Consider the following 20,757-nt stretch of genomic DNA (forward strand, 5'->3'; position numbering starts at 1 on the left):
ATCGCCGGGATTCACCCTCGCACGATCAGTGGCTTCATTACCCTGAGATAGGGCCGGGCTTCGGCTGCCACCGGGCTTGGGCCATGTAGGAAAGGGCGGTGTCGCGTGGATCGCTGCGCGCTGTTCGTGGACGCTGGCTATCTGCTGGCGGACGGCGCGATGGCCGTGCATGGGACCCGCCATCGCGAGGCCGTCGCCTGGGACTACCCCGGCCTGCTGCAACTTCTGTCCACGCTCTCGCGGGAGCGCACCGACCTCCCGCTCCTGCGCTGCTACTGGTACGAAGCGACCGTCGAGGGCAGGCGCACCCCTGAGCACGACGCGCTGGCCGACATCCCCGGCCTCAAGCTCCGGCTGGCGCGCATCCGTCCCGGCCGCAGAGAGGGTGTGGACGCCCAGGTCCACCGCGACCTGATGACCCTGGCCCGCAACAACGCCATCTGCGACGCCGTGGTGGTGAGCGGCGACGAGGACCTGGCCCAGGTGGTGAGCGACGCGCAGGATCTCGGCATCCGGGTCACCGTCATCCACATCGCGGCCGACGGAAGCTGGGCGGTCTCCCGCACGCTCCAGCAGGAGTGCGACGACCTGATCGAGATCGGCAGCGGCCACCTGCGGCCCTACGTCAACCTCGTCACCGGCAACATCGCGACCGGCGGCGACACCGGCTCGTCGGGGAACGGGCAGCAGTTCGCGCAGCCGGGGAGCAACGGCCGGTCACGCGAGGGGCACGCGCAGAGCAACGGCCACAATCCTCCCTCGGGCGGATCCATGCCGGCCGCCGGCAGCCCGGCGCCCTCCGCCCATGGGTCCGGTTCCCATGGCTCGTCGTCCTATGGGTCCGGATCCCGCGGCTTCAACGCCCTGGAGAGCGGCTCCCACGGATCTTCATCGGCCTCCCACGGGTCCTCCCCGGCCTCCCACGGATCTTCATCGGCCTCCCATGGGCCCTCCTCGGGCTCGCCGGCTCCGAGCGGCGCCCCGTCCGGTTCTCACGGATCGGCTCCGGAGCCTGGCACTCACGGGTCCGGTTCGCTCGGTTCAGGTTCACACGGGTCCGGTTCGCTCGGGTCGGGTTCACACGGGTCGGGTTCGCTGGGTTCAGGTTCACACGGGTCGGGTTCGCTGGGTTCAGGTTCACACGGGTCCGGTTCGCTGGGTTCAGGTTCACACGGGTCCGGTTCGCTGGGTTCAGGTTCGCTGGGGTCCGGTTCGCACGGCTCCGGATCGTCAGGGGTGAGCGCCCACACGCCCTCCGACGAGGGTGACGTCTCCGCGCCGGGTGCGCAGGGGCCGGCCGCCCACGGATCCGGCGGTCCTCTGGACCCGGGCGCGCCCGGGTCCTACGGCTTGAGTTCCCGTGAGACCGGTTCCCATGGGTCGAGTTCCCTCGGCCTCAGCTCCCAAGGGCCGGCCTCCCATGGCGTCAGCTCCCACGGATCCGGCTCACACGGGTCGGGGTCCCACGGGTCCGGCGCCCATGGGTCCGGCTCTCACGGGTCCGGCTCCCACAGCTCGGGCGGCTTCCATGGCACCACCGGCTCTCACGGGTCGGGGTCCCGCGGCTCGGGCTCCCCGGCGCCGCGTCCGTCGCAGCCCGCGCTCCCCGCCGCCTATTCCGGCTACGGCTCCGAGCCGCAGCAGCCCTCCCACTCCACGCCGCAGCCGCCTCCGCAGGCGCCGCCGTCCCCGCCCATGGCGGCGCCGGTGCCCCCGCAGCCGTCCTCCGCGCCCGGCCAGTACAACATGGGCACCTCCGGCATCTCCTCCAGCGGTCCGCCGACCTATCCAGGGTCGCAGCTCGGTCCCTACACCGGTCCCCAGCCCGCTCCGGTCGCCTCCCACACCTCCCCGGGCACCACGACGCTGGCCGACGCGGTGAAGGCCGCGCACAAGGAGGGGCACGACTTCGGCGAGTCCGTCGCGAGGGACGCCCCCGCCCTCTGGCTGGAGGCCGTGCTCGCCCGCAAGCCTCGCATGCCCTCCGATCTGGAGGCCCGGTTGCTCCAGGGTTCGTCGCTCCCGATCGACTTCCTGCTCCACGACGAAGTACGCCACGCGCTGCGCCGCGGGTTCTGGGACGCCCTGGAACGCGCCCGGCGCTAACGTTGGTGCCATACGGGCTTGCGTACCGACGGCTCCCGGCTGTGGCGAGGGGGAACGATGGGTGACGAGCAGCCCGCGGGCCGCCGCGGCAGGGCCCTGAGAGACGCGGCGGCGCGTGCGGGGCGCTCATTGGGGATGGTCGACCTCGACCCGGTTCTGCGCGCCCACCGGGCCGGGTACCCAAAGGCCAAGATGGGCCCGGTCCGCCGGGCGTACGAGACCGCCGAGCTGGCGCACCGCGGCCAGGCGCGCAAGTCCGGCGAGCCCTACATCATCCATCCCATCGAGGTGACGCTCATCCTGGCCGAGCTGGGCATGGACACCGCCACCCTCCAGGCCGCTCTGCTGCACGACACGATCGAGGACACGGCGTACACGCTCGACGAGCTGCGGAGTGACTTCGGCGACGAGATCGCCGTCCTGGTCGACGGGGTCACCAAGCTCGACGGATCGAAGTGGGGAGAGCGTGCGGAGGCGGAGACGTTCCGCAAGATGATCCTGGCCGCCGCCGCCGACCTGCGGGTGCTGCTGATCAAGCTGGCCGACCGGCTGCACAACCTCCGCACGCTGGGCTTCCAGCCCGCGCACAAGCAGCAGCGCATCGCCCGCCAGTCGCAGGAGCTGCTGATCCCCTTCGCCGAGCGGCTCGGCATGTACGAGCTCAAGCGCGAGATGGACGACCTCTGCTTCTCGGTGTTACAGCCGGAGGCCCACCAGGCCATCGCCGCCGCGCTGGCCGGGAACGAGGCCGGGGGACGGCTGATCCTGGAGCCCGCCGTGCGCCGCCTGAGAGCGTCCCTGAAGGATCAGCGGCTCTCCGCTGAGGTGGTGCTTCACCGCCGCCATCTCTGGGCCGTGCACCTCGACGTCGGCCGCCGGCTCGACACGCTCCAGCCCGCCGACCTGTTCCGCATGCTGGTGCTGGTCGACGGGGAAGATCGTGACTGCTACATCGCGCTCGGGGCGGTCCACGAGAGCATGTCCCCGGTGCCCGGCCGGCTGAAGGACTTCATCTCGCTGCCCCGGTTCAACCTCTACCGCGCGCTGCACACCCGGGTCATCGCCGACGGCGGCAAGGTCATGGACGTGATCATCCGCACCCGCCAGATGCACCGCATGGCCGAGCGAGGGCTGGCCGCCCACATCCACGACGTCGCCAGGGGTCAGCGGGCCGACGTGGCCGGACGCATCGACCTCGAATGGCTGCGGCGCCTCCTCGCCTGGCAGAACGACGCCAGCTCGGCCGACTTCCTCGAGTCGCTGCGCGGCGACCTGCGTCCCGACCTCATCGCGGCCTTCACGACCGAGGGCGAGGTGGTCCCGCTCCCCCCGGGGGCGACCCCGATCGACTTCGCCTACGCCCTCGGCCCGGAGATCGGCAACCACGCCATCGGCGCGCTGGTCAACGGAAGGCTGGCCCCGCTGCACGCCCGGCTCGAAAGCGGCGCGGTGGTGCACATCCTCACGGCCGAGACGGCCCGGCCTTCGGCCGAAGGGCTCGACGCCGCCACCACGCCCACCGCCCGGCTGCTGATCCGCCGGCATCTCGCGGCGCAGCGGGCGGACGACGCGGCCGTGCGGGGGCGGCGCATGGTGGCCGAGGCCGTCGCCGCCACCGGCTGGGAGCTCCTCGACCTGGAGTCCCGGGGCGTGTCCGGCAGCGTCGCGGCCCGCCTGGGCTACCGCGAGCTGGACGACCTGTACGGGGCCGTGGCCGCGGGCGATGTGGAGCTGGACGATCTCGTGACCCGGCTCACCACCGACAGCGCCTGACAGGCACTACGAAAGCGCGTCGAAACCGGCGCGCAGCTGCATCACGCGTTCGGACAGGTCGTTCAGGGGCCCGACCAGCGGCATGCCGCCGTCGGTCTTGGCCGCAAGCTCCTGGACGCGCGACAGCTCTTCCTCCACCGACGTGAGCCGCCGGGCCAACTCGGGGAGCACCTCGGCGCCCACCCCTTCCGGAAGCTCCACGCTCAGCCGCTCGCGCAGCAGGGACGCCTGCTCGGCGAGCCGGCGGTTCATGTTGTAGAGCTCGACGAACACCGAGACCTTCGCCCGCAGCACCCAGGGGTCGAACGGCTTGGTGAGGTAGTCGACGGCGCCCGCGGCGTACCCGCGGAAGGCGTAGTCGGGCGCGCTGTCGACCACGGTCAGGAAGATGATCGGGATGTTGCGGGTGCGCTCGCGGCGCTTGATGTGCGCCGCCGTCTCGAAACCGTCCATGCCGGGCATGCGCACGTCGAGCAGGATCAGCGCGAACTCGATGCTGAGCAGCGCCTTGAGCGCCTCCTCACCGGACCTGGCGCGTACGGCGACCACATCCAGGGAGCTGAGGATGGCCTCCAAGGCGATGAGGTTCTCCTCACGGTCGTCGACCAGGAGGATCTTGGCGCGGTCGGGCATCAAGCGCGTCCTTCTTTTCCGTCACCGGAAGCGGCCCGGCCACGCGTGAGCCAGCCCCTGAGCCGTTCGAGCAGGCGATCGACGTCGACCGGCTTCGGCACGTAGTCGGAGGCGCCCGAGGAGATGCTCTTCTCCCTGTCGCCGCGCATCACCTTCGCGGTGAGCGCGATGATCGGCAGGTCGGCGAACTGGGGCATGCGGCGGATGGTGGAGGTGGTGGCCCAGCCGTCCATCTCGGGCATCATGATGTCCATCAGCACCAGCGCGACGTCCTCGTTTCGTTCGAGCTGCTCGATGCCCTCAAGGCCGTTCTCGGCGTACACGACGGTAGAGCCGTGCCGTTCGAGCACGCTGGTGAGGGCGAACACGTTCCGGATGTCGTCGTCCACGATCAAGATCTTGGCACCGTTCAGCGGGTCGTCGCCCTGCCAGGTGCTCTGCGATTCGATCGAGGGCAGAAGCTGGGGCATCTGCAGGTCGTCGCCCAGCTCGGGCAGCGGGTCGGCGGCCAGCTCCAGCGCCCGTTCCTCCTGGGTGCCCGGACGCGAGACCGCCGCACCGCCGTCGCCGCCCGCGAGCGGCCCGGCGTAGCTGATCGGCAGGTGCAGCGTGAACGTGCTGCCGTGGCCGGGCTCGCTCTTGGCGTGGATCTCGCCGCCCAGCAGCCGGGCGATCTCACGGCAGATCGACAGGCCGAGGCCGGTGCCGCCGTACTTGCGGCTGGTCGTGCCGTCGGCCTGGCGGAACGACTCGAAGATCACGTCTAGCTTCTCCGGCGCGATGCCGATGCCGGTGTCCACAACGGAGAACGACAGGATGTCGTCGCTGTCCTGCAGGGTCTCGTCGATGTAGGGCACCCCGCCCGCCGCGCGGGTGATGCGGAGGCGGACCTCGCCCTTCGGGGTGAACTTGACGGCGTTGGACAGCAGGTTGCGCAGCACCTGCTGGAGGCGCTGCTCGTCCGTGCGGACCTCCTCCGGCACCGACGGGTCGACCTCCACGGTGAACGACAGCCCCTTGTCCTGCGCGAGCGGCGCGAACGTCGCCTCGACGTAGTCGACGAGCTTGGGCAGGGACAGCTGGTGGGGGTGGATGTCCATGCGGCCGGCCTCGACCTTGGACAGGTCGAGGATGTCGTTGATGAGCTGGAGCAGCGCCGAACCGGCTCCGTGGATGGTGCGGGCGAACTCCACCTGCTGCGAGGTCAGGTTGCCCTCGGTGTTCTCGGTCAGGAGCTTGGCCAGCACCAGCAGGCTGTTCAGCGGGGTGCGCAGCTCGTGGGACATGTTGGCGAGAAACTCGGACTTGTAGCGCGAGGAGACCGCGAGCTGCTCGGCACGCTCCTCCAGGGTGCGACGGGCTTGCTCGATCTGGAAGTTCTGGATCTCGATGGCGCGGTTCTGCTTGGCGAGCAGCGCGGCCTTGTCCTCCAGCTCGGCATTGGACCGGCGCAGTTCCTCCTGCTGGCGCTGTAGCTCGTCGGAGCGCTCGCGCAGCTCGGTGGTGAGCCGCTGCGACTCGATCAGCAGGCCTTCGGTGCGGGAGTTGGCGATGATGGTGTTCATCGTGACGCCGATGGTCTCGACAAGCTGGTTGAGGAAGGCCAGGTGGGTCTCCCCGAATTCGCTGAACGAGGCCAGCTCCAGGACGCCGAGCACCTGGTCCTCGAACAGGACGGGCAGGACGACGATCTGGGCCGGCGCGGACTTGCCCAGTCCGGAGTCGATCGTGAGGTAGTCGGCGGGCACGTCGTTGAGCACGATCGGACGGCCCTCGATGGCCGCCTGGCCGACGATGCCCTGCCCGAACAGGAAGCTCTGCCGCGGGCTGCGCCCGGTGCGGATGCCGTATCCGGCGATCAGCGTGAGCTCGTTGCCGTGCGGGCTCGGGACCATGTAGAAGGCGCCGTACCGCGCGGACACCAGGGGTGTGAGCTCGCTCATGATCAGCTTGGCGACCTCCATGAGGTCGCGATGGCCCTGCATGAGGCGCGAGACCCGGGCCAGGTTGCTCTTGAGCCAGTCTTGTTCCTGGTTGGCCTGGGTGGTGTGGACCAGGTTGGACACCATCGTGTTGATGTTGTCCTTCAGATCGGCGAGCTCGCCCTGGGCCTCCACGCTGATCGAGCGGGTCAGGTCGCCCGTGGCGACGGCGCTGGTGACCTCGGCGATGGCGCGCACCTGGGTGGTGAGGTTGCTGGCCAGCTCGTTGACGCTCTCGGTCAGCCGCTTCCAGGTGCCCTCGACGCCCTCCACCCGGGCCTGGCCGCCCAGCCGCCCCTCGGAGGCGACCTCGCGGGCCACGCGGGTGACCTCGGAGGCGAACGAGGAGAGCTGGTCGACCATCCTGTTGATGGTGGTCTTCAGGACCAGGATCTCGCCCTGCGCGTCGACGTCGATCTTCTTCGACAGGTCGCCCTTGGCGACGGCCGTGGTGACCTCGCCGATGTTGCGCACCTGGTAGGTCAGGTTGGTGGCCATCAGGTTGACGTTGTCGGTGAGGTCCTTCCAGACGCCCGACACCCCGCGCACGCGGGCCTGGCCGCCGAGCTGGCCCATGGTGCCGACCTCGCGGGCGACGCGGGTGACCTCGTCGGCGAACAGCGAGAGCTGGTCGACCATCGTGTTCACCGTGTCCTTGAGCTGGAGGATCTCGCCCTCCGCGTCCACGGTGATCTTCTTCGACAGGTTGCCCTGGACCACCGCGGTGGAGACCGCCGCGATCTGCCGCACCTGGGAGGTCAGGTTGTTGGCCATGAAGTTGACGTTGTCGGTGAGGTCCTTCCAGACGCCCGACACGCCGTGCACCTGGGCCTGGCCGCCGAGCTGGCCCTCGGAACCCACCTCGCGGGCCACGCGGCTCACTTCGGAGGCGACCGACGAGAGCTGGTCGACCATGGTGTTGATGGTGGACTTGAGCTCCAGGATCTCGCCCTGGGCGTCGACGTCGATCTTCTTCGACAGGTCTCCGCCGGCCACGGCCTTGGTGACCTGGGCGATGTTGCGCACCTGGTAGGTCAGGTTGTTGGCCATCGAGTTGACGTTGTCGGTGAGGTCCTTCCAGACGCCCGACACGCCCTTGACCTCGGCCCGGCCGCCGAGCTGGCCCTCGGTGCCGACCTCGCGGGCCACGCGGGTGACCTCGTCGGCGAACAGCGAGAGCTGGTCGACCATCGTGTTCAGGGTCTCTTTGAGCTGGAGGATCTCGCCCTTGGCGTCCGCTGTGATCTTCTTGGACAAATCGCCCTGCGCGACGGCCGTCGCCACGGTCGCGATGTTGCGCACCTGGCTCGTCAGGTTGCCCGCCATGACGTTGACGTTGTCGGTGAGGTCCTTCCAGACGCCCGACACGCCGCGCACCCGGGCCTGCCCGCCCAGCTCGCCTTCGGTGCCGACCTCGCGGGCCACGCGGGTGACCTCCTCGGCGAAGGCCGAGAGCTGGTCGACCATGGTGTTGACGGTGTTCTTGAGCTCCAGCATCTCGCCCACGGCATCGACCGTGACCTTGCGGCTGAGGTCGCCCCTGGCCACGGCGGTGGTCACCACGGCGATGTCGCGCACCTGGGCCGAGACCCGGCTGGACATGGTGTTCACGGCCTCGGTCAGGTCGCGCCAGCTTCCGGAAAGGCCGCGCAGGTTCGCCCGCCCGCCGAGCTGGCCCTCGGAGCCGACCTCGCGGGCGACCCGGGTCACCTCGGAGCTGAACAGAGCGAGCTGGTCGACCATGCCGTTGATGGCCTTGCCGAGCCGCCGCACCTCACCGCGGCCCGCGGAGTCGATTTCGAGCCGGCGCGACAGGTCACCCTGGGCCACGGCGTCGAGCACGTCGGCAGCGCTGCTCACCGGCCCGACCAGCGCGTCGATCAGGTCGTTCACCGAATGGACGCTCTCCGCCCACGACCCCACTCCCGGCCCCGCCACCAGGCGTTCGCCGAAGCGTCCTTCCTTGACGACCTCGTGGCTCACGCGGATCAGCTCGTTGGCGAGGTGCTCGCGGCGGTCGGCCACCTCGTTGACCAGCAGCCTCACCTCGCTCAGGATGCCCGGAGCGGCGAAGGGCACCCGGCGCCTGAAGTCGCCATCACGCCATGCCATGAGCGTGTCCAGGAACGGCCGTAGATCGGACTCGGTATAGGACCGCTCCGAACTGGCCCCCACAGTAGGGGTACCCTTCATGAAGCCTCCTTCACGCTGTTCGGGCGGGATGTGGAGTAGTGCCAGTCTGGCATGAAGGATGCTGTGCGGTCGCCCAGTCGATCGACCGCGTGTAAGAGTCGACTGTGGTAAGCACGGTGCAATGACAAGTTCTTTCCGGGGTGTGCTGGCCGCGTCGTTCGCGCCTGGCAGGACGGCCCTACCCGCCGCCACGCGATTCACTCGCGAGGTGATGACCGCATGGGCGGCCGCCTCCATGAGCGCGGAGGCCGAGAGCCTGACCGGGGCGCTGGTCTCCGAAGTAGGCGATGTCCCATTTGAGATTGTATGGGTTCATCAGGGTGATGCCCTCCAGATCGAGATCCGGGAGAGGGAGACCGGCGATGTCACCGTGTCGCCTCCTGCGAGCCCGGTCACGGTCTGGGGCGTCAGTTTCTCCGGAGAGCTCCGCACCCGCTGGGCCCGTATCGGCCTGCCCGGAGGCGGAGGCGGCGGCGGCCGCGTGGTCGACGACTGGACCGGGCAGAAGGCGTCCCAGGGGCCCGGATGGCTGGGCTTCCTCGCCGACGCCAGCGACCTGCTCGCCGGCACGCTGGACCCCGACATGGTGCCCGCCCTCATCGCCCAGATCGTGGTGCCGAGGCTCGCCACCTGGTGTGCCGTCTACACGGTGCCCTCCGACGCCGGGCCGCTCAGCCTCGCCTACCTGTGGCACGCCGACGAGTCCAAGATCGACCAGCTCCGCGAGCGGCTCGCCGAGGCCGCCGTCCCCTCTGTGGACAGCCTCACTCCCGTGCCGATCCAGCTGGCCGACTGGCAGTCCCTCGCGTTCCCGCTGGTGGCTCGCGGGCGCAGTCTCGGCATGATGTGCCTCGGGCGCTCCGGCCGCTTCCCCGACGACGTCGCCCAGCTCGCCGAGGACCTCGGCCGGCGGGCGGCCCTGGCCATGGACAACGCCAGGCTCTACGCACAGCAGGCCGACGCCAACCGCGCCCTGCAGCGCAGCCTTCTGCCCCCCGGCACCCCGGCCGAGACCCCCGGCCTCGACTACTCCGTGGTGTACGAGCCCGCGGGTGAGACCAACGAGGTCGGCGGCGACTTCTACGACCTGTTCGCCACGGGCGAGAGCTCCTGGCGGTTCGCGATCGGTGACGTCTGCGGCACAGGCCCGCAGGCCGCCGCGGTCACCGGCCTCGCCCGCCACACGCTGCGCCTGCTCGCCCGCGAGGGGTACGACGTGGCGGCGGTCGTCTCCCGGCTGAACCAGGCGATCCTCGAGGAGGGCGAGCGGGCCAGGTTCCTGACCCTGCTCCACGGCGAGATCACCCGCACCGACGACGGTCTCGACCTCGCGCTGATCTCCGCCGGGCATCCCGAGGCCCTCCGCCTGCGGCCCAGTGGCGTGGTGGAGGCCGTGGTGACCTCCCAGTCGCTGCTCGGCGTCTTCCCCGAGGCCGAGTTCGTCGCCGACCACGTCCATCTGGCGCCCGGCGACGTCCTGCTGGGCGTGACCGACGGGGTGACCGAGCGCCGGTCCGGCGAGCGGCTGCTCGATGACGACGGCGGGCTGTCGAAGCTCCTGGCGGAGTGCGCCGAGCTCTCCGCGCGGGCGGTCGCCGAGCGCATCCGCCGCGCCGTGCAGGATTTCGCGATGGCGCCGAGCGCCGACGACCTGGCGATCCTGGTCCTCAGAGCCGACTAGCCCCGGCCTGCCCGGCCCGGCTACGACCGGTCGGAGGCCGGGGGCGCCAGGCCGACATGCTTGCGGGCGAAGTCGAGCTGCGCCGACATCTGCTTGATCCGCTCCTCGACGACCAGGGTGCCGTGACCCGCGTTGTAGCGGTAGACCTCGACATCGTGCCCGCGTTCCTCCAGCTTCTCCAGGTACTTCTCGATCTGGCTGATCGGCGAGCGCGGGTCGTTCTCACCCGCCAGCACCATCAGCGGCGTATGCAGCGAGTCGAGGTAGGAGATCGGGGACGAGGCCGCGTACAGCTCGGGCACCTCCTGCGGGGAGCCGCCGAACAGGGCGCGGTGGTAGGCGCGCAGGCCCTCTGTCTCGTCGCCGTAGGCCGCCGCGTGGTCCGCGATCGGCACGGCCGCGATGCCCGCCACCCACGACTTCGGCTGGGTGCCGATGGCCAGGAGCGTGAGATAGCCGCCCCACGACGCGCCCGCGAGCACGAGCCGCTCGGGATCGGCCACGCCCTGGTTGACGGCCCAGTCGCGGACCGCGGCCACGTCGGCCAGTTCGATGTGGCCCACGTCGCCGCGCAACGCGTCCCGCCACGCCGAGCCGTAGCCGGTGGAGCCCCGGTAGTTGACCCGGACGACGGCGAAGCCGGAGTCGACCCAGGCGGCGAGGGCGGGCACGAAGGAGTCGTCGTCCTGGGCGGCCGGGCCGCCGTGCAGCAGGAAGACGGTGGGATACGGCGCGGGGCCGCCCTCCGGACGGGAGACCAGCGCGTGTACACGTCCGCCCGGTCCCTCGACGAAGACGTCCTCCAGCGGCACCGACGGCGGCGCGGAGGGACCCGACTGGTTCATGACGACGTGGCCGTCGCTGGACCTGATCACGGGAGGGTGCGCCGCGCTCGACCAGGAGTACTCGACGGTGCCGTCCGGGCGCGGCATGGCGTCGTGGATGACGCCGTGCGGCGTCTTGATCGGCGTGAGGCCGCCACCGCCGAGGTCGTAGCGGAACAGTTCGGTCCTGGCACGGTTGTTGTGTCCGATCAGCACGGCACGCCCGTCGTGGTACCAGTCGGCGGTGATCTCGCCGGGTACCCGGAGCCAGATCTCGCGCTGCTCGCCGGTCACCGGGTCCCAGACCAGGGGCTCGCGGCGGCCCCGCCGCTCGTGCAGGGCGAGGATGCGGCGGTCGGTCATGGTCGGGGCGAAGCGCACGCCGGTGAAGCCCTTGCCCGGCCCATCGTTGAGGTCGCCGACGACCTGGCCGTTGGGCTTGATCACACGCAGGGCGGGGTGACGGGAGTCACCGTGCTCGCTGTGGCTTACGGCGATCAGCGAGCCGTCGAGTGACATGCCCGCCACCTGGGCGAACTCGCGGGACTCGTAGATCATGGCCGGCTTCTCGTCGCTGCCGACCCGCATGTGGAACACCTGGAAGCCGTGGCGGCTGCTCCTGCCCACGGCGGCCGTGCCGGTGGCCGAGAGCGCGAGGCCCGTCGGATGTCCCGGGGCGAGGCCGGGGTGGGCCGGCATCTCGGGCCCGCCGTTGAAGGGCTGGCGCATCCAGATGCCGAACTCGTCGCCGTAGGTGTCGGAGAACCACCAGATCCACTGGCCCGTCGGGTCGATGGCGGCGTTGGACGTACCTCTCGGGCGGCTGGTGACCTGACGCGTGACACCGATCGACCGGTCCCAGGCGTGGATCTCCCAGATACCGGAGATGTTGCAGCGGTACACGGCTCTGGCCGGTGCCAGCCGTGCCCAGATGGGCAGCGTCATACGTGCCGCACGGAACCTGGCCTGCCAGCGTTCCTCGGCCTTCATGGGCGTGCCCCTCCCTCACGCTCTCCCGGACGGGGATCGGCGGGTTGCCGTTAAGTATGTCGCTTGTAAACGGAAGATGGCTTACAAAGACGGGGAAATTCGTAATTCTGATGCGTCTAGGTGATCTTACGGAAGAGAGAGATCTGGCAGGACATTTTCACGGTCATTGGGCTCGGAAGGTGTGAGATCTCTCTCCTGAGCGCCACCGGGTCGGTGTGCCAGGCGCTTGGCCCCATGCCGGCCACGGTCTCGACGGCCTGGTGGTCGAGCCGCATCTCGGCCTCCTCGATCACCTGGTCGATCTCGGTGAACCGGCCCGCGAGGGCCTCCTCGACGCGGCGGCTCTTGGACTCGTCGACGGAGAGCAGCCCGAGCCTGTCGACCAGCGGAGACAGGTGCCGGGGTGTCGGCGTCACCACGATGAGCGTCCCACCTGGCCGCAGCACGCGGGCGAACTCCGGCCCGTTGCGCGGGGCGAACACGTCGAGGATCACGTCGGCACAGGCGTCCTTGACCGGCAGCGGCCGCCACACGTCGGCGACCACGGCGCCGATGCGGGGGTGCGCCCGCGCCGCCCGCTTGAGCGCGTGCTTGGAGATGTCGAGCGCGATGCCCACGTCTCCGGGGCCCAGCGTCTCGGCCAGATAGTGCCCCGTGCCCGCTCCGGCGTCCAGCACCACCCTGCGCGCCGCACGGCCGCCCGCCGGCTCGCGCGGGCGACCGTCCGGCTCGGGCGGGCGACCGTCCGGCTCGGGCGGGCCACCGTCCGGCTCGGGCAGGCGGCCGGACAGGTCGCGGAGGCGGCCGGACAGGGAGGCGAAGTGCCCCGCGCCGAGGAACTCGGCCCGGGCGCCCACCATGGCCGGGGTGTCGGCGGTGCCGGGGACGCCCGATCCGGTCAGCAGGCTCACGTAGCCCTGCCTGGCCACGTCGAAGGCATGGCCCTGCCCGCACCGCACCACGGCGCCCTGGATAGCCAGGTCGCCGCGGCATATGGGACAGATCAGGTACTCGACGGCGTCGGCCAGCATGCCTCCATCATCCCGAACGAACGGGAGCGCCATGTCAGGCCGGGACGGAGGCCACGCCCGGTTCAAACGGGAGCGCCAGGTCAGGCCGGGACGGAGGCCACGCCCGGATCCAGGAAGGGACGCCCGTTGACCGCGGTGGAGATGCCCGTCCGGTCCAGGTACGGCGTGATACCGCCGGTGTGGAACGGCCAGCCCGCACCGAGGATCATGCACAGGTCGATGTCCTCGGCGGCGGCGACCACGCCCTCGTCGAGCATCAACCCCACCTCCTCCGCCAGCGCGCGCAGCGCCCGATCGCGGACCTGCTCCGCGCTCGGGCCGGTCGCCCCCGATGCCTGGAAGATCTCCCGCGCCTCAGGGTCGATCGAGAAGTCCGGGGCGTAGACCCCGGGCTTGCCGGCCTTTACAAGCTCCGCGAGGTTGTCCGAGACGCCGTACCTGCCGGGGAACGCCTCGTGCAGGGTCTGCGACACGTGCAGGGCGACGGCCGGGCCGACGAGCTGGAGCAGCGCGAACGGCGTCATCGGCAGCCCGAGCCCGTCCAGCGCGTGGTCGGCCGTCTCGATCGGCGTGCCCTCGTCGACGGCGCCGATGACCTCGCCCATGAAACGCGTGAGCAGCCGGTTGACGACGAACGCCGGGGCGTCCTTCACCAGCACGCTCGACTTCCTCAGCGTCTTGCCGACGGCGAACGCCGTGGCCAGCGAGGCGTCGTCCGTGCGCTCGCCGCGGACGATCTCCAGCAGGGGCAGCACGGCCACGGGGTTGAAGAAGTGCAGGCCGACCACCCGCTCGGGGTGGCGCAGCTCCGCCGCCATCGCGGTGACCGAGAGGGAGGAGGTGTTGGTGGCCAGCACGCACTCAGGGCCGACGACGGCCTCGACCTCGGCGAAGACCTGCCTCTTGACCTTGAGGTCCTCGAAGACGGCCTCGATGACGAGGTCGGCGTCGCGGAAGGCGTCCTTGGTCAGCGACCCGGTCACCAGGCCCCTGAGCCGGTTGGCCTGGTCGGAGCCGATCCGGCCCTTGCCGAGCAGCTTGCCGATCTCCGCGTGAACGTAGCCCACACCCTTGTCGAGGCGGGCCTGGTCGAGGTCGGTGAGGACCACCGGCACCTCCAGGCGGCGGGCGAACAGCAGGGCGAGCTGTGAGGCCATCAACCCGGCGCCGACCACTCCCACCTTGGTGACCTTGCGGGCCAGTGCCCGGTCGGGCGCTCCGGCGGGCCGCTTGGCCCGCCGCTGGACCAGGTCGAAGGAGTACAGCCCCGCACGCAGTTCGTCGCCCATCAGCAGGTCGGCCAGTGCCTGGGTCTCGGCCTCGAAGCCCTCATCGCGGTGGGCCGTACGAGCCAGCTCCACCAGCTCCAGCGCCCGGTACGGCGCGGGGGAGGCGCCGTGCAGCTTGAGGTCGAGGAGGGTACGCGCCCCCGCCACCGCCGCGCTCCAGGACTCCGCGTCGTTGGTGAAAGGCGGGCGCGGCACGACGGCCTCGCCGGTCAGTACGAGGGAGGCCCAGCGCAGGGACTCCTCGAGGAAGTCGGCGGGCTCGAAGACCGCGTCGGCGACGCCGAGCCTGTACGCCTCCTTGCCGTTGATCATCCGGTTCTGGGACAGCGGGTTCTCGATGATCAGCTTGAGCGCGTTCACCGGGCCGATCAGCCGGGGGAGCAACTGGGTGCCGCCCCAGCCCGGCACCAGGCCGAGGAAGCACTCGGGGAGCGCCACGGCGGGCACGCCCGAGGAGATCGTGCGGTAGGTGCAGTGCAGCGCCACCTCGAGGCCGCCGCCCATGGCCGCGCCGTTGACGAAGGCGAACGAGGGCACCTCCATCTCGCCGAGCCGGCGGAACACCTCGTGCCCCAGCCGCCCCAGGTCCTCGGCCTGCTCGCGGGTGCGTACGAGCGCCGCGCCCTTGAGGTCGGCGCCGACGGCGAAGATGAACGGCTTGCCGGTCACACCGACGGCCACGAGGTCCGTGCGATCGCAGATCGCGTCCAGGGCCCTGTCCAGCTCGGCCAGGCCGCGCGGCCCGAAGGTGTTGGGCTTGGTGTGGTCGAAGCCGTTGTCCAGCGTGATCAGCGCCATCGTCCCCGCGCCGCCGGGCAGGCTGACGTCGCGTACGAGCGCGCCGGTGACGACCTCGTCGTCGAAGATCTCGGTGATGCCGCTCACTTGGCGCCCTCCCAGGCGAGGTTCTCCCAGACGACGGTGCCGCCCATGCCCATGCCGACGCACATGGTGGTGATGCCGTAACGCACGTCGGGGCGCTCGCCGAACTCCCTGGCGAGCTGGGTCATCAGCCGTACACCGGATGAGGCGAGCGGGTGGCCGAAGGCGATCGCGCCGCCGTACGGATTGACCCGCGGGTCCTCGTCGTCGATGCCGAAATGGTCCAGGAAGGCCAGCACCTGCACGGCGAAGGCCTCGTTGATCTCGAACAGGCCGATGTCCCCGATGGACAGGCCCGCGAGCCGCAGCGCGCGCTCGGTGGAGGGGATGGGGCCGACGCCCATCACCTCGGGGTCGACGCCGGCGAAGGCGTATGAGACCAGCTTCATCTTGGGCGTCATGCCCAGTTCGACGGCGGTGTCCGCGGCGGCGATGAGGCTGCCGGTCGCGCCGTCGTTGATGCCCGCGGAGTTGCCCGCCGTGACGTGGCCGTGGGGGCGGAACGGCGTCTTGAGCGCCGCGAGGCCCTCCAGCGTGGTCCCGGGACGCGGGGGCTCGTCCTCGGTGGCCAGGCCCCAGCCCTCGGCGGCCTTTCGGGTCGCGGTCGGCACCAGGTCGGGCTGGATCTTGTTGTTGGCGTAGGCCTTGGCGACCTTGTCCTGGGAGGCGACGGCGTAGGCGTCGGCGCGCTCCTTGGTGATCGCCGGGTAGCGGTCGTGGAGGTTCTCCGCGGTCATGCCCATGATGAGCGCGGAGCCGTCGACGAGTTTCTCGGAGAGGAACCTGGGATTGGGGTCGACCCCTTCGCCCATCGGGTGGCGGCCCATGTGCTCGACGCCGCCGGCGATCGCGACGTCGTAGGCGCCGAAGGCGATGCCGCCCGCCACGTTCGTGACGGCCGTCATCGCGCCCGCGCACATGCGGTCGATGGCGTAGCCGGGCACGGATTTGGGCAGGCCGGCGAGCACGGCGGCGGAGCGGCCGATGGTCAGGCCCTGGTCGCCGATCTGGGTGGTGGCCGCGATGGCGACCTCGTCGACGCGCTCGGGGGGCAGTTGCGGGTTTCGCCGCATCAGTTCACGGATGACACGGACGACCAGGTCGTCGGCGCGCGTCTCGGCGTACAGGCCCTTGGGCCCTGATCTGCCGAAAGGTGTGCGCACGCCGTCGACGAACACGACGTCACGGGACGGAGGCACGGTTGGCTCCTCGCTGCCGGGCAGCTTCCGGCTATGGGCTACTCGTGAGTAACATGATGCCATGGCATCGTCGCCCCCGGCACGGTGGCCACACCCGGCCCGGTGCGCCTCACTTCCGAGACCTCCGAGACTTCCGAGATGGCGGCGGGGCCTTCAGGAGCAGGACCCATCGGCGCCGGGCCTCAGGCGATGCCGCGGAGGACGGTCCGGGCGAGGCCTGCCGCGAACTCGTCGGTGCTCTTCGGTGAGCCGTCCTCGCCCATGAAGTGCCGCAGGAAGGCCCGCTGGTAGCAGGCGCCGAGCAGCAGCGCGGCGGCCGACTCCGGGTCGGCGTCCGCTCGGATGCGGCCGTCGGCCCGCAGGGTGCGCAGGAAGCCGGCGAGCGCCTCGAGCGGCATGTGCGGGCCCGCGCCCAGCTTGCGCAGCCCTTCGCGATGGCGCTGGAGCAGGGCCGGTTCGGCGAAGAGAGAAGCGCCGATCGGAAGGCTCTTCTCGTAGAACAGCGTGGCGTTGCGGGCGATGTCGCCGAGGCACTCTTCGGCGGTCCGATCACCCGGGTCGTCTGCCAGTTCGGCGATCAGGGAGCCGAGCGCGGGCAGTCGCTCCTGGAGCACGGCGACGAACAGTTCCTCCTTACCGGAGAAGTGCCGGTAGAGGGCCGCCTCGGACAGCCCGGCGGCCCGGGCGATCTCTTTGGTGGTGACCCGGGCGAGGCCCATCGTGCGCATGAGGTGCTCGGCGGCCTCCAGGATGCGTTGCCGTGTGCGGGCGCCGGATGCGGTGCGCTGAAGGGACATCGGAGTCGGTTCTTCCTCTCGCAGGTCAAAGGCTTTGCCCGCGCCGTGAGCGGGTACTGATTTTATGATGTGAGTGAGTACTCACCAACATATGGGGGATGTCTCATGAAGCTCGCCGTCTTCGGAGCTACCGGTCGTACGGGAAGAGAAGTCGTCCGCCAGGCGCTGGACGCGGGACACCAGGTCGCGGCGGTGGTGCGCGACCCGGCACGGCTGCCCATCAGCCACTCGGCGCTCGAGGTGGTGACCACCGAGGTGACCGGTCCCGAGGCGCTGCGCCCCGCACTCGCCGGCCGGGAGGCCGTGATCTCGGCCCTGGGGCCGAACAGCAGGCGGGAAGCGGGCATCGCCTCGGCGGCGCTCCGGGCGATCCTGCGGGCGATGGACGCGAACGAGGTGCGGCGCCTCGCGGTCCTGAGCGCCACGCCGGTCGGGCCGATACCGGACGAGGAGGGCTTCCTGTATCGCTCGGTCGTGTCGCCCCTGCTGCGCAGGGTGCTCCGCGACGTGTACGCGGACCTTGGGGCGATGGAGGAAGAGGTCCGGCGCAGTGCCGTGGAGTGGACCATCGTCCGCCCGCCCAGGCTCACCGACAAGCCGTTCACGGGGACCTACCGTCGGGTCATCGGCGGCAACGTGCCGCGCGGTCACGCGATCTCGCGCGCCGATCTCGCGCATGCGATGCTCGCGGTGCTGGACGACCCGGCGACGGTCAAGCAGGCGGTCGGCGTCGCGTACTGACCGCCGGCGCGAGGAGTCCGGCCGCGACAGGCGTCACGGGGTCTTGGGCGCGAGGCGTCACGGGCTATGAGGCGCGAGGTGTCACGGGTCTTGGGCGCGAGGCGTCACGGGCTATGAGGCGCGAGGTGTCACGGGTCTTGGCATGCGGCGTCAGGAGGACGACACGTGCCGGAGGAAGGCGGCGTTCGAGGGGGTCTCGCGGAAGCGGTCGAGCAGGACGGTGAGGGCCTGCTCGCGGTCGAGGCCCGAGAGCACGCGCCGGAGTTTCCAGACGATCTCGCGTTCGTCGTCGGCGAGCAGCATCTCCTCGCGCCGCGTGCTGGAGGCGGCCACGTCGACGGCGGGGAACATCCGGTGCTCGGCGAGCGTCCGGCTGAGCCGCAACTCCATGTTCCCCGTGCCCTTGAACTCCTCGAAGAAGTTGTCGTCCATCCGGGAGCCCGTCTCGGCGAGCGCGGTGGCGAGGATCGTGAGCGAGCCGCCTTCCCGCACCGCGCGGGCCGCGCCGAACAGGCGTTTGGGCAGGTAGACGGCCTGCGCGTCGATCCCGCCCGTCAGCGTCTTGCCGCCGTTCGGCGCGATGACGTTGTAGGCTCTGCCGAGCCGGGTCAGGGAGTCGAGGAGCAGGACGACGTCCCTGCCCTGCTCGACCAGCCGCTTGGCACGCTCGACGGCGAGTTCGGCGATGGCCGTGTGGTCGCGCTCCGGACGGTCGAACGTCGAGGCGATCACCTCGCCGTGGACGGACTCCCGGAAGTCGGTCACCTCCTCGGGCCGCTCTCCCACCAGGACGACCATCAGGTGGATGCCGGGGTGGTTCCTGGTCACGGCGTCGGCGATCGACTTGAGGACCATGGTCTTCCCCGCTTTGGGCGGTGAGACGATCAGGCCGCGCTGGCCCTTGCCCACGGGCGTGAGGAGATCCATCAGGCGGGTGGCCGGGGAGTCCGTCTCCAGGAGCAGGCGGTGGCGGGGGTGGATGGGGGTCATGGCGGCGAAATGCGGCCTGGCCGCCCCCGGATTCGCGCCGTTGACCGACACGAGGTCGGTGAGCCTGTCGTAGGGCTTGCGCGTGCTCGCCTCCACCAGGTCGCCCGGGCGCAGGCCGAGCTCTCTGGCCTGCGAGAGGGGCAGGCGGACGTCGTTGTCGCCGGGAAGGTAGCCGCTCGTTCTGATGAAGGCGGCCTTGTCGCGGATGTCGACCAGCCCGGAGACCGGTTCGACGGGGTTGTCGTTGGTGACGCGCTGACGCGTCCGTTTCGTAGCCGGCCGAGGAGTTTCTCGGGCGGGGGCTTCGGTGGTTACGGTCATGATCCGTCCTTGGATGATGAGGCCGCGGCACTGAGACGGCTGGTGAAAGGCATACAGAAGACGGCAGGGGTCGCCCGGAAACGGCACCGGAAGCGGTACGTCCTGACGTGCGACGCGCCGGATGGATGTCGGAGCGTGTGTGCCGATCGGTGTGAGATGCCTGCCCTCAGCGGGGCGGCGGGAGAGAGAAAGGCTCTGGTGTGCGCGTACGGTCGAGTCGACCTCGCTGGAGAGCCACTACAAACTTAACAGCATCCAGCGATCCTGACGCAAGCCTCTGATCGCTAGTGTGGGCCGCAATGCCGACATGAGGGAGTTCGATGTCGTACGCGCCCCGATCCATCGCCGGTGTCGACGTGATCCCGCTCCGTGACGCGGTGGGCCCGATGGGCGCCGCGCTCAGGAAACCGCTGCGGGAGATCCTTTCCGGGGGGTCGGCCGCGGACTGGGCAGGTCTCTCCGAGGACGAGTGGATCCTGCACTTCCGCTGCTACCTGCTGCGCCGCGCCGGGCGCACGGTGCTGGTGGACACCGGGATCGGCGGGCTGGACTCCCCGGCGTCGAGCTGGGCGCCGGTGCCCGGGGGCCTGGTCGGCGAGCTCGCCGCGGTGGGCGTCACCCCGGGGGACGTCGACACGGTCGTGCTGACCCACCTGCACAGCGACCACGCGAGCGGTGCCGTCACCGAGGGCGTCCCGGCCTTTCCCAACGCCCGGCACATCCTGCAGCGGGCCGAGGTCGACTGGATCGAGGGCAGCGGTCCCAACCCGATCCTGGAGCGGGTGCTGCGCCCGCTGACCGGCCTGGTCGACGCCGTGGAGGGGGAGGCGGAGGTGGCCCCCGGCGTCCGCGTCGTGCTCGCTCCCGGTCACACCCCTGGCCACCAGGTGGTCCAGGTCGGCCCGCTGACGCTGACGGGCGATGTGGTGCTCCATCCCGTCCAGCTCGCCAACCCGTCGATCACCTACGCCCACGACCTGGACCCCGCCCGGGCGGTCTCGACCAGGGAGGCGCTACTTCGCCGGGTGCGTGCCCACGGTGGCCTGATCGGCACCGCGCACTTCCCCGAGGCCTTCACTGAGCTGGGCGATTAGCCGGCGCGCCTTGCCGCGGTAACGCAGCAACCGCCGTCCAGGCCCCCGCGGCTCCGCCCATGCCTCCCGCAGGCGCGGGCGCTAGGGGGCTACCCATACGCATGCGTACGGCCCGCGCCATATCGCGGAGGTCGCCTCCCCCAGGCGATCCTCCCCCGGCGGCCGCCCCCCTCAGGCGGCCTTCCGGATGGTCGTCTCCCCCCGAGACGACCATGCGAGGCGCGAGCCGTA

Annotated in this window: 13 protein-coding genes; 5 read left to right on the forward strand and 8 right to left on the reverse strand. The window is 70.6% G+C overall.

What is annotated here, in order from left to right:
* The first annotated feature begins 105 nt into the window (after positions 1-105).
* The gene (locus ABD810_RS03775) at positions 106-2,106 is read left to right on the forward strand and encodes an NYN domain-containing protein (RefSeq protein WP_344934199.1); all 2,001 of its coding nucleotides are present in this window, start codon (positions 106-108) and stop codon (positions 2,104-2,106) included.
* Between the two features lie 57 nt (positions 2,107-2,163).
* Complete coding sequence (locus tag ABD810_RS03780; protein ID WP_344934202.1) at positions 2,164-3,879, forward strand: RelA/SpoT family protein; 1,716 nt, start codon at positions 2,164-2,166, stop codon at positions 3,877-3,879.
* A 6-nt stretch (positions 3,880-3,885) separates the two neighbouring features.
* Here ABD810_RS03780 and ABD810_RS03785 read toward each other — a convergent pair whose 3' ends face one another.
* Together ABD810_RS03785 and ABD810_RS03790 are read right to left on the reverse strand one after the other, a co-directional pair.
* Positions 3,886-4,512 (reverse strand): response regulator, encoded by a 627-nt coding sequence (locus ABD810_RS03785; protein ID WP_344934205.1) that lies wholly within the window; start codon positions 4,510-4,512, stop codon positions 3,886-3,888.
* On the reverse strand, positions 4,512-8,687 hold the full coding sequence (locus ABD810_RS03790) for a HAMP domain-containing protein (protein WP_344934208.1): 4,176 nt from the start codon (positions 8,685-8,687) through the stop codon (positions 4,512-4,514). The genes ABD810_RS03785 and ABD810_RS03790 overlap by 1 nt, the downstream gene beginning before the upstream one ends.
* Positions 8,688-8,808: 121 nt before the next feature.
* On the opposite strand from ABD810_RS03790, the gene ABD810_RS03795 reads away from it, so the two are divergent.
* Positions 8,809-10,368: a PP2C family protein-serine/threonine phosphatase gene (locus ABD810_RS03795; protein WP_344934213.1), complete on the forward strand. Its 1,560-nt coding sequence runs from the start codon at positions 8,809-8,811 to the stop codon at positions 10,366-10,368.
* A gap of 20 nt (positions 10,369-10,388) precedes the next feature.
* On the opposite strand, the gene ABD810_RS03800 is transcribed toward ABD810_RS03795, so the two are convergent.
* The 5 genes from ABD810_RS03800 to ABD810_RS03820 all read right to left on the reverse strand — a co-directional run bounded on the left by ABD810_RS03800 (position 10,389) and on the right by ABD810_RS03820 (position 17,380).
* On the reverse strand, positions 10,389-12,182 hold the full coding sequence (locus tag ABD810_RS03800; protein ID WP_344934216.1) for a S9 family peptidase: 1,794 nt from the start codon (positions 12,180-12,182) through the stop codon (positions 10,389-10,391).
* 116 nt (positions 12,183-12,298) lie between these two features.
* On the reverse strand, positions 12,299-13,213 hold the full coding sequence (locus ABD810_RS03805) for a putative RNA methyltransferase (RefSeq protein WP_344934220.1): 915 nt from the start codon (positions 13,211-13,213) through the stop codon (positions 12,299-12,301).
* A gap of 80 nt (positions 13,214-13,293) precedes the next feature.
* Complete coding sequence (locus ABD810_RS03810) at positions 13,294-15,387, reverse strand: 3-hydroxyacyl-CoA dehydrogenase NAD-binding domain-containing protein (RefSeq protein ID WP_344934223.1); 2,094 nt, start codon at positions 15,385-15,387, stop codon at positions 13,294-13,296.
* Positions 15,384-16,583 (reverse strand): thiolase family protein, encoded by a 1,200-nt coding sequence (locus ABD810_RS03815; RefSeq protein WP_344934225.1) that lies wholly within the window; start codon positions 16,581-16,583, stop codon positions 15,384-15,386. The genes ABD810_RS03810 and ABD810_RS03815 overlap by 4 nt, the downstream gene beginning before the upstream one ends.
* A 182-nt stretch (positions 16,584-16,765) precedes the next feature.
* Complete coding sequence (locus ABD810_RS03820; protein WP_344934227.1) at positions 16,766-17,380, reverse strand: TetR/AcrR family transcriptional regulator; 615 nt, start codon at positions 17,378-17,380, stop codon at positions 16,766-16,768.
* A 105-nt stretch (positions 17,381-17,485) separates the two neighbouring features.
* Between ABD810_RS03820 and ABD810_RS03825 the strand changes: the two genes are divergently transcribed.
* Positions 17,486-18,121, forward strand: coding sequence for an NAD(P)-dependent oxidoreductase (locus tag ABD810_RS03825; RefSeq protein WP_344934229.1), 636 nt, complete (start codon positions 17,486-17,488; stop codon positions 18,119-18,121).
* 150 nt (positions 18,122-18,271) lie between these two features.
* On the opposite strand, the gene rho is transcribed toward ABD810_RS03825, so the two are convergent.
* On the reverse strand, positions 18,272-19,432 hold the full coding sequence (gene rho / locus ABD810_RS03830; protein ID WP_344934232.1) for a transcription termination factor Rho: 1,161 nt from the start codon (positions 19,430-19,432) through the stop codon (positions 18,272-18,274).
* A gap of 320 nt (positions 19,433-19,752) precedes the next feature.
* Between rho and ABD810_RS03835 the strand changes: the two genes are divergently transcribed.
* Entirely contained in the window at positions 19,753-20,526 is a 774-nt protein-coding gene (locus ABD810_RS03835) for an MBL fold metallo-hydrolase (protein ID WP_344934235.1), read from the forward strand.
* The last annotated feature ends 231 nt before the right edge of the window (positions 20,527-20,757 follow it).

Source organism: Sphaerisporangium flaviroseum, assembly GCF_039537005.1.
In the GTDB taxonomy this organism is placed as follows: Bacteria; Actinomycetota; Actinomycetes; order Streptosporangiales; family Streptosporangiaceae; genus Sphaerisporangium; species Sphaerisporangium flaviroseum.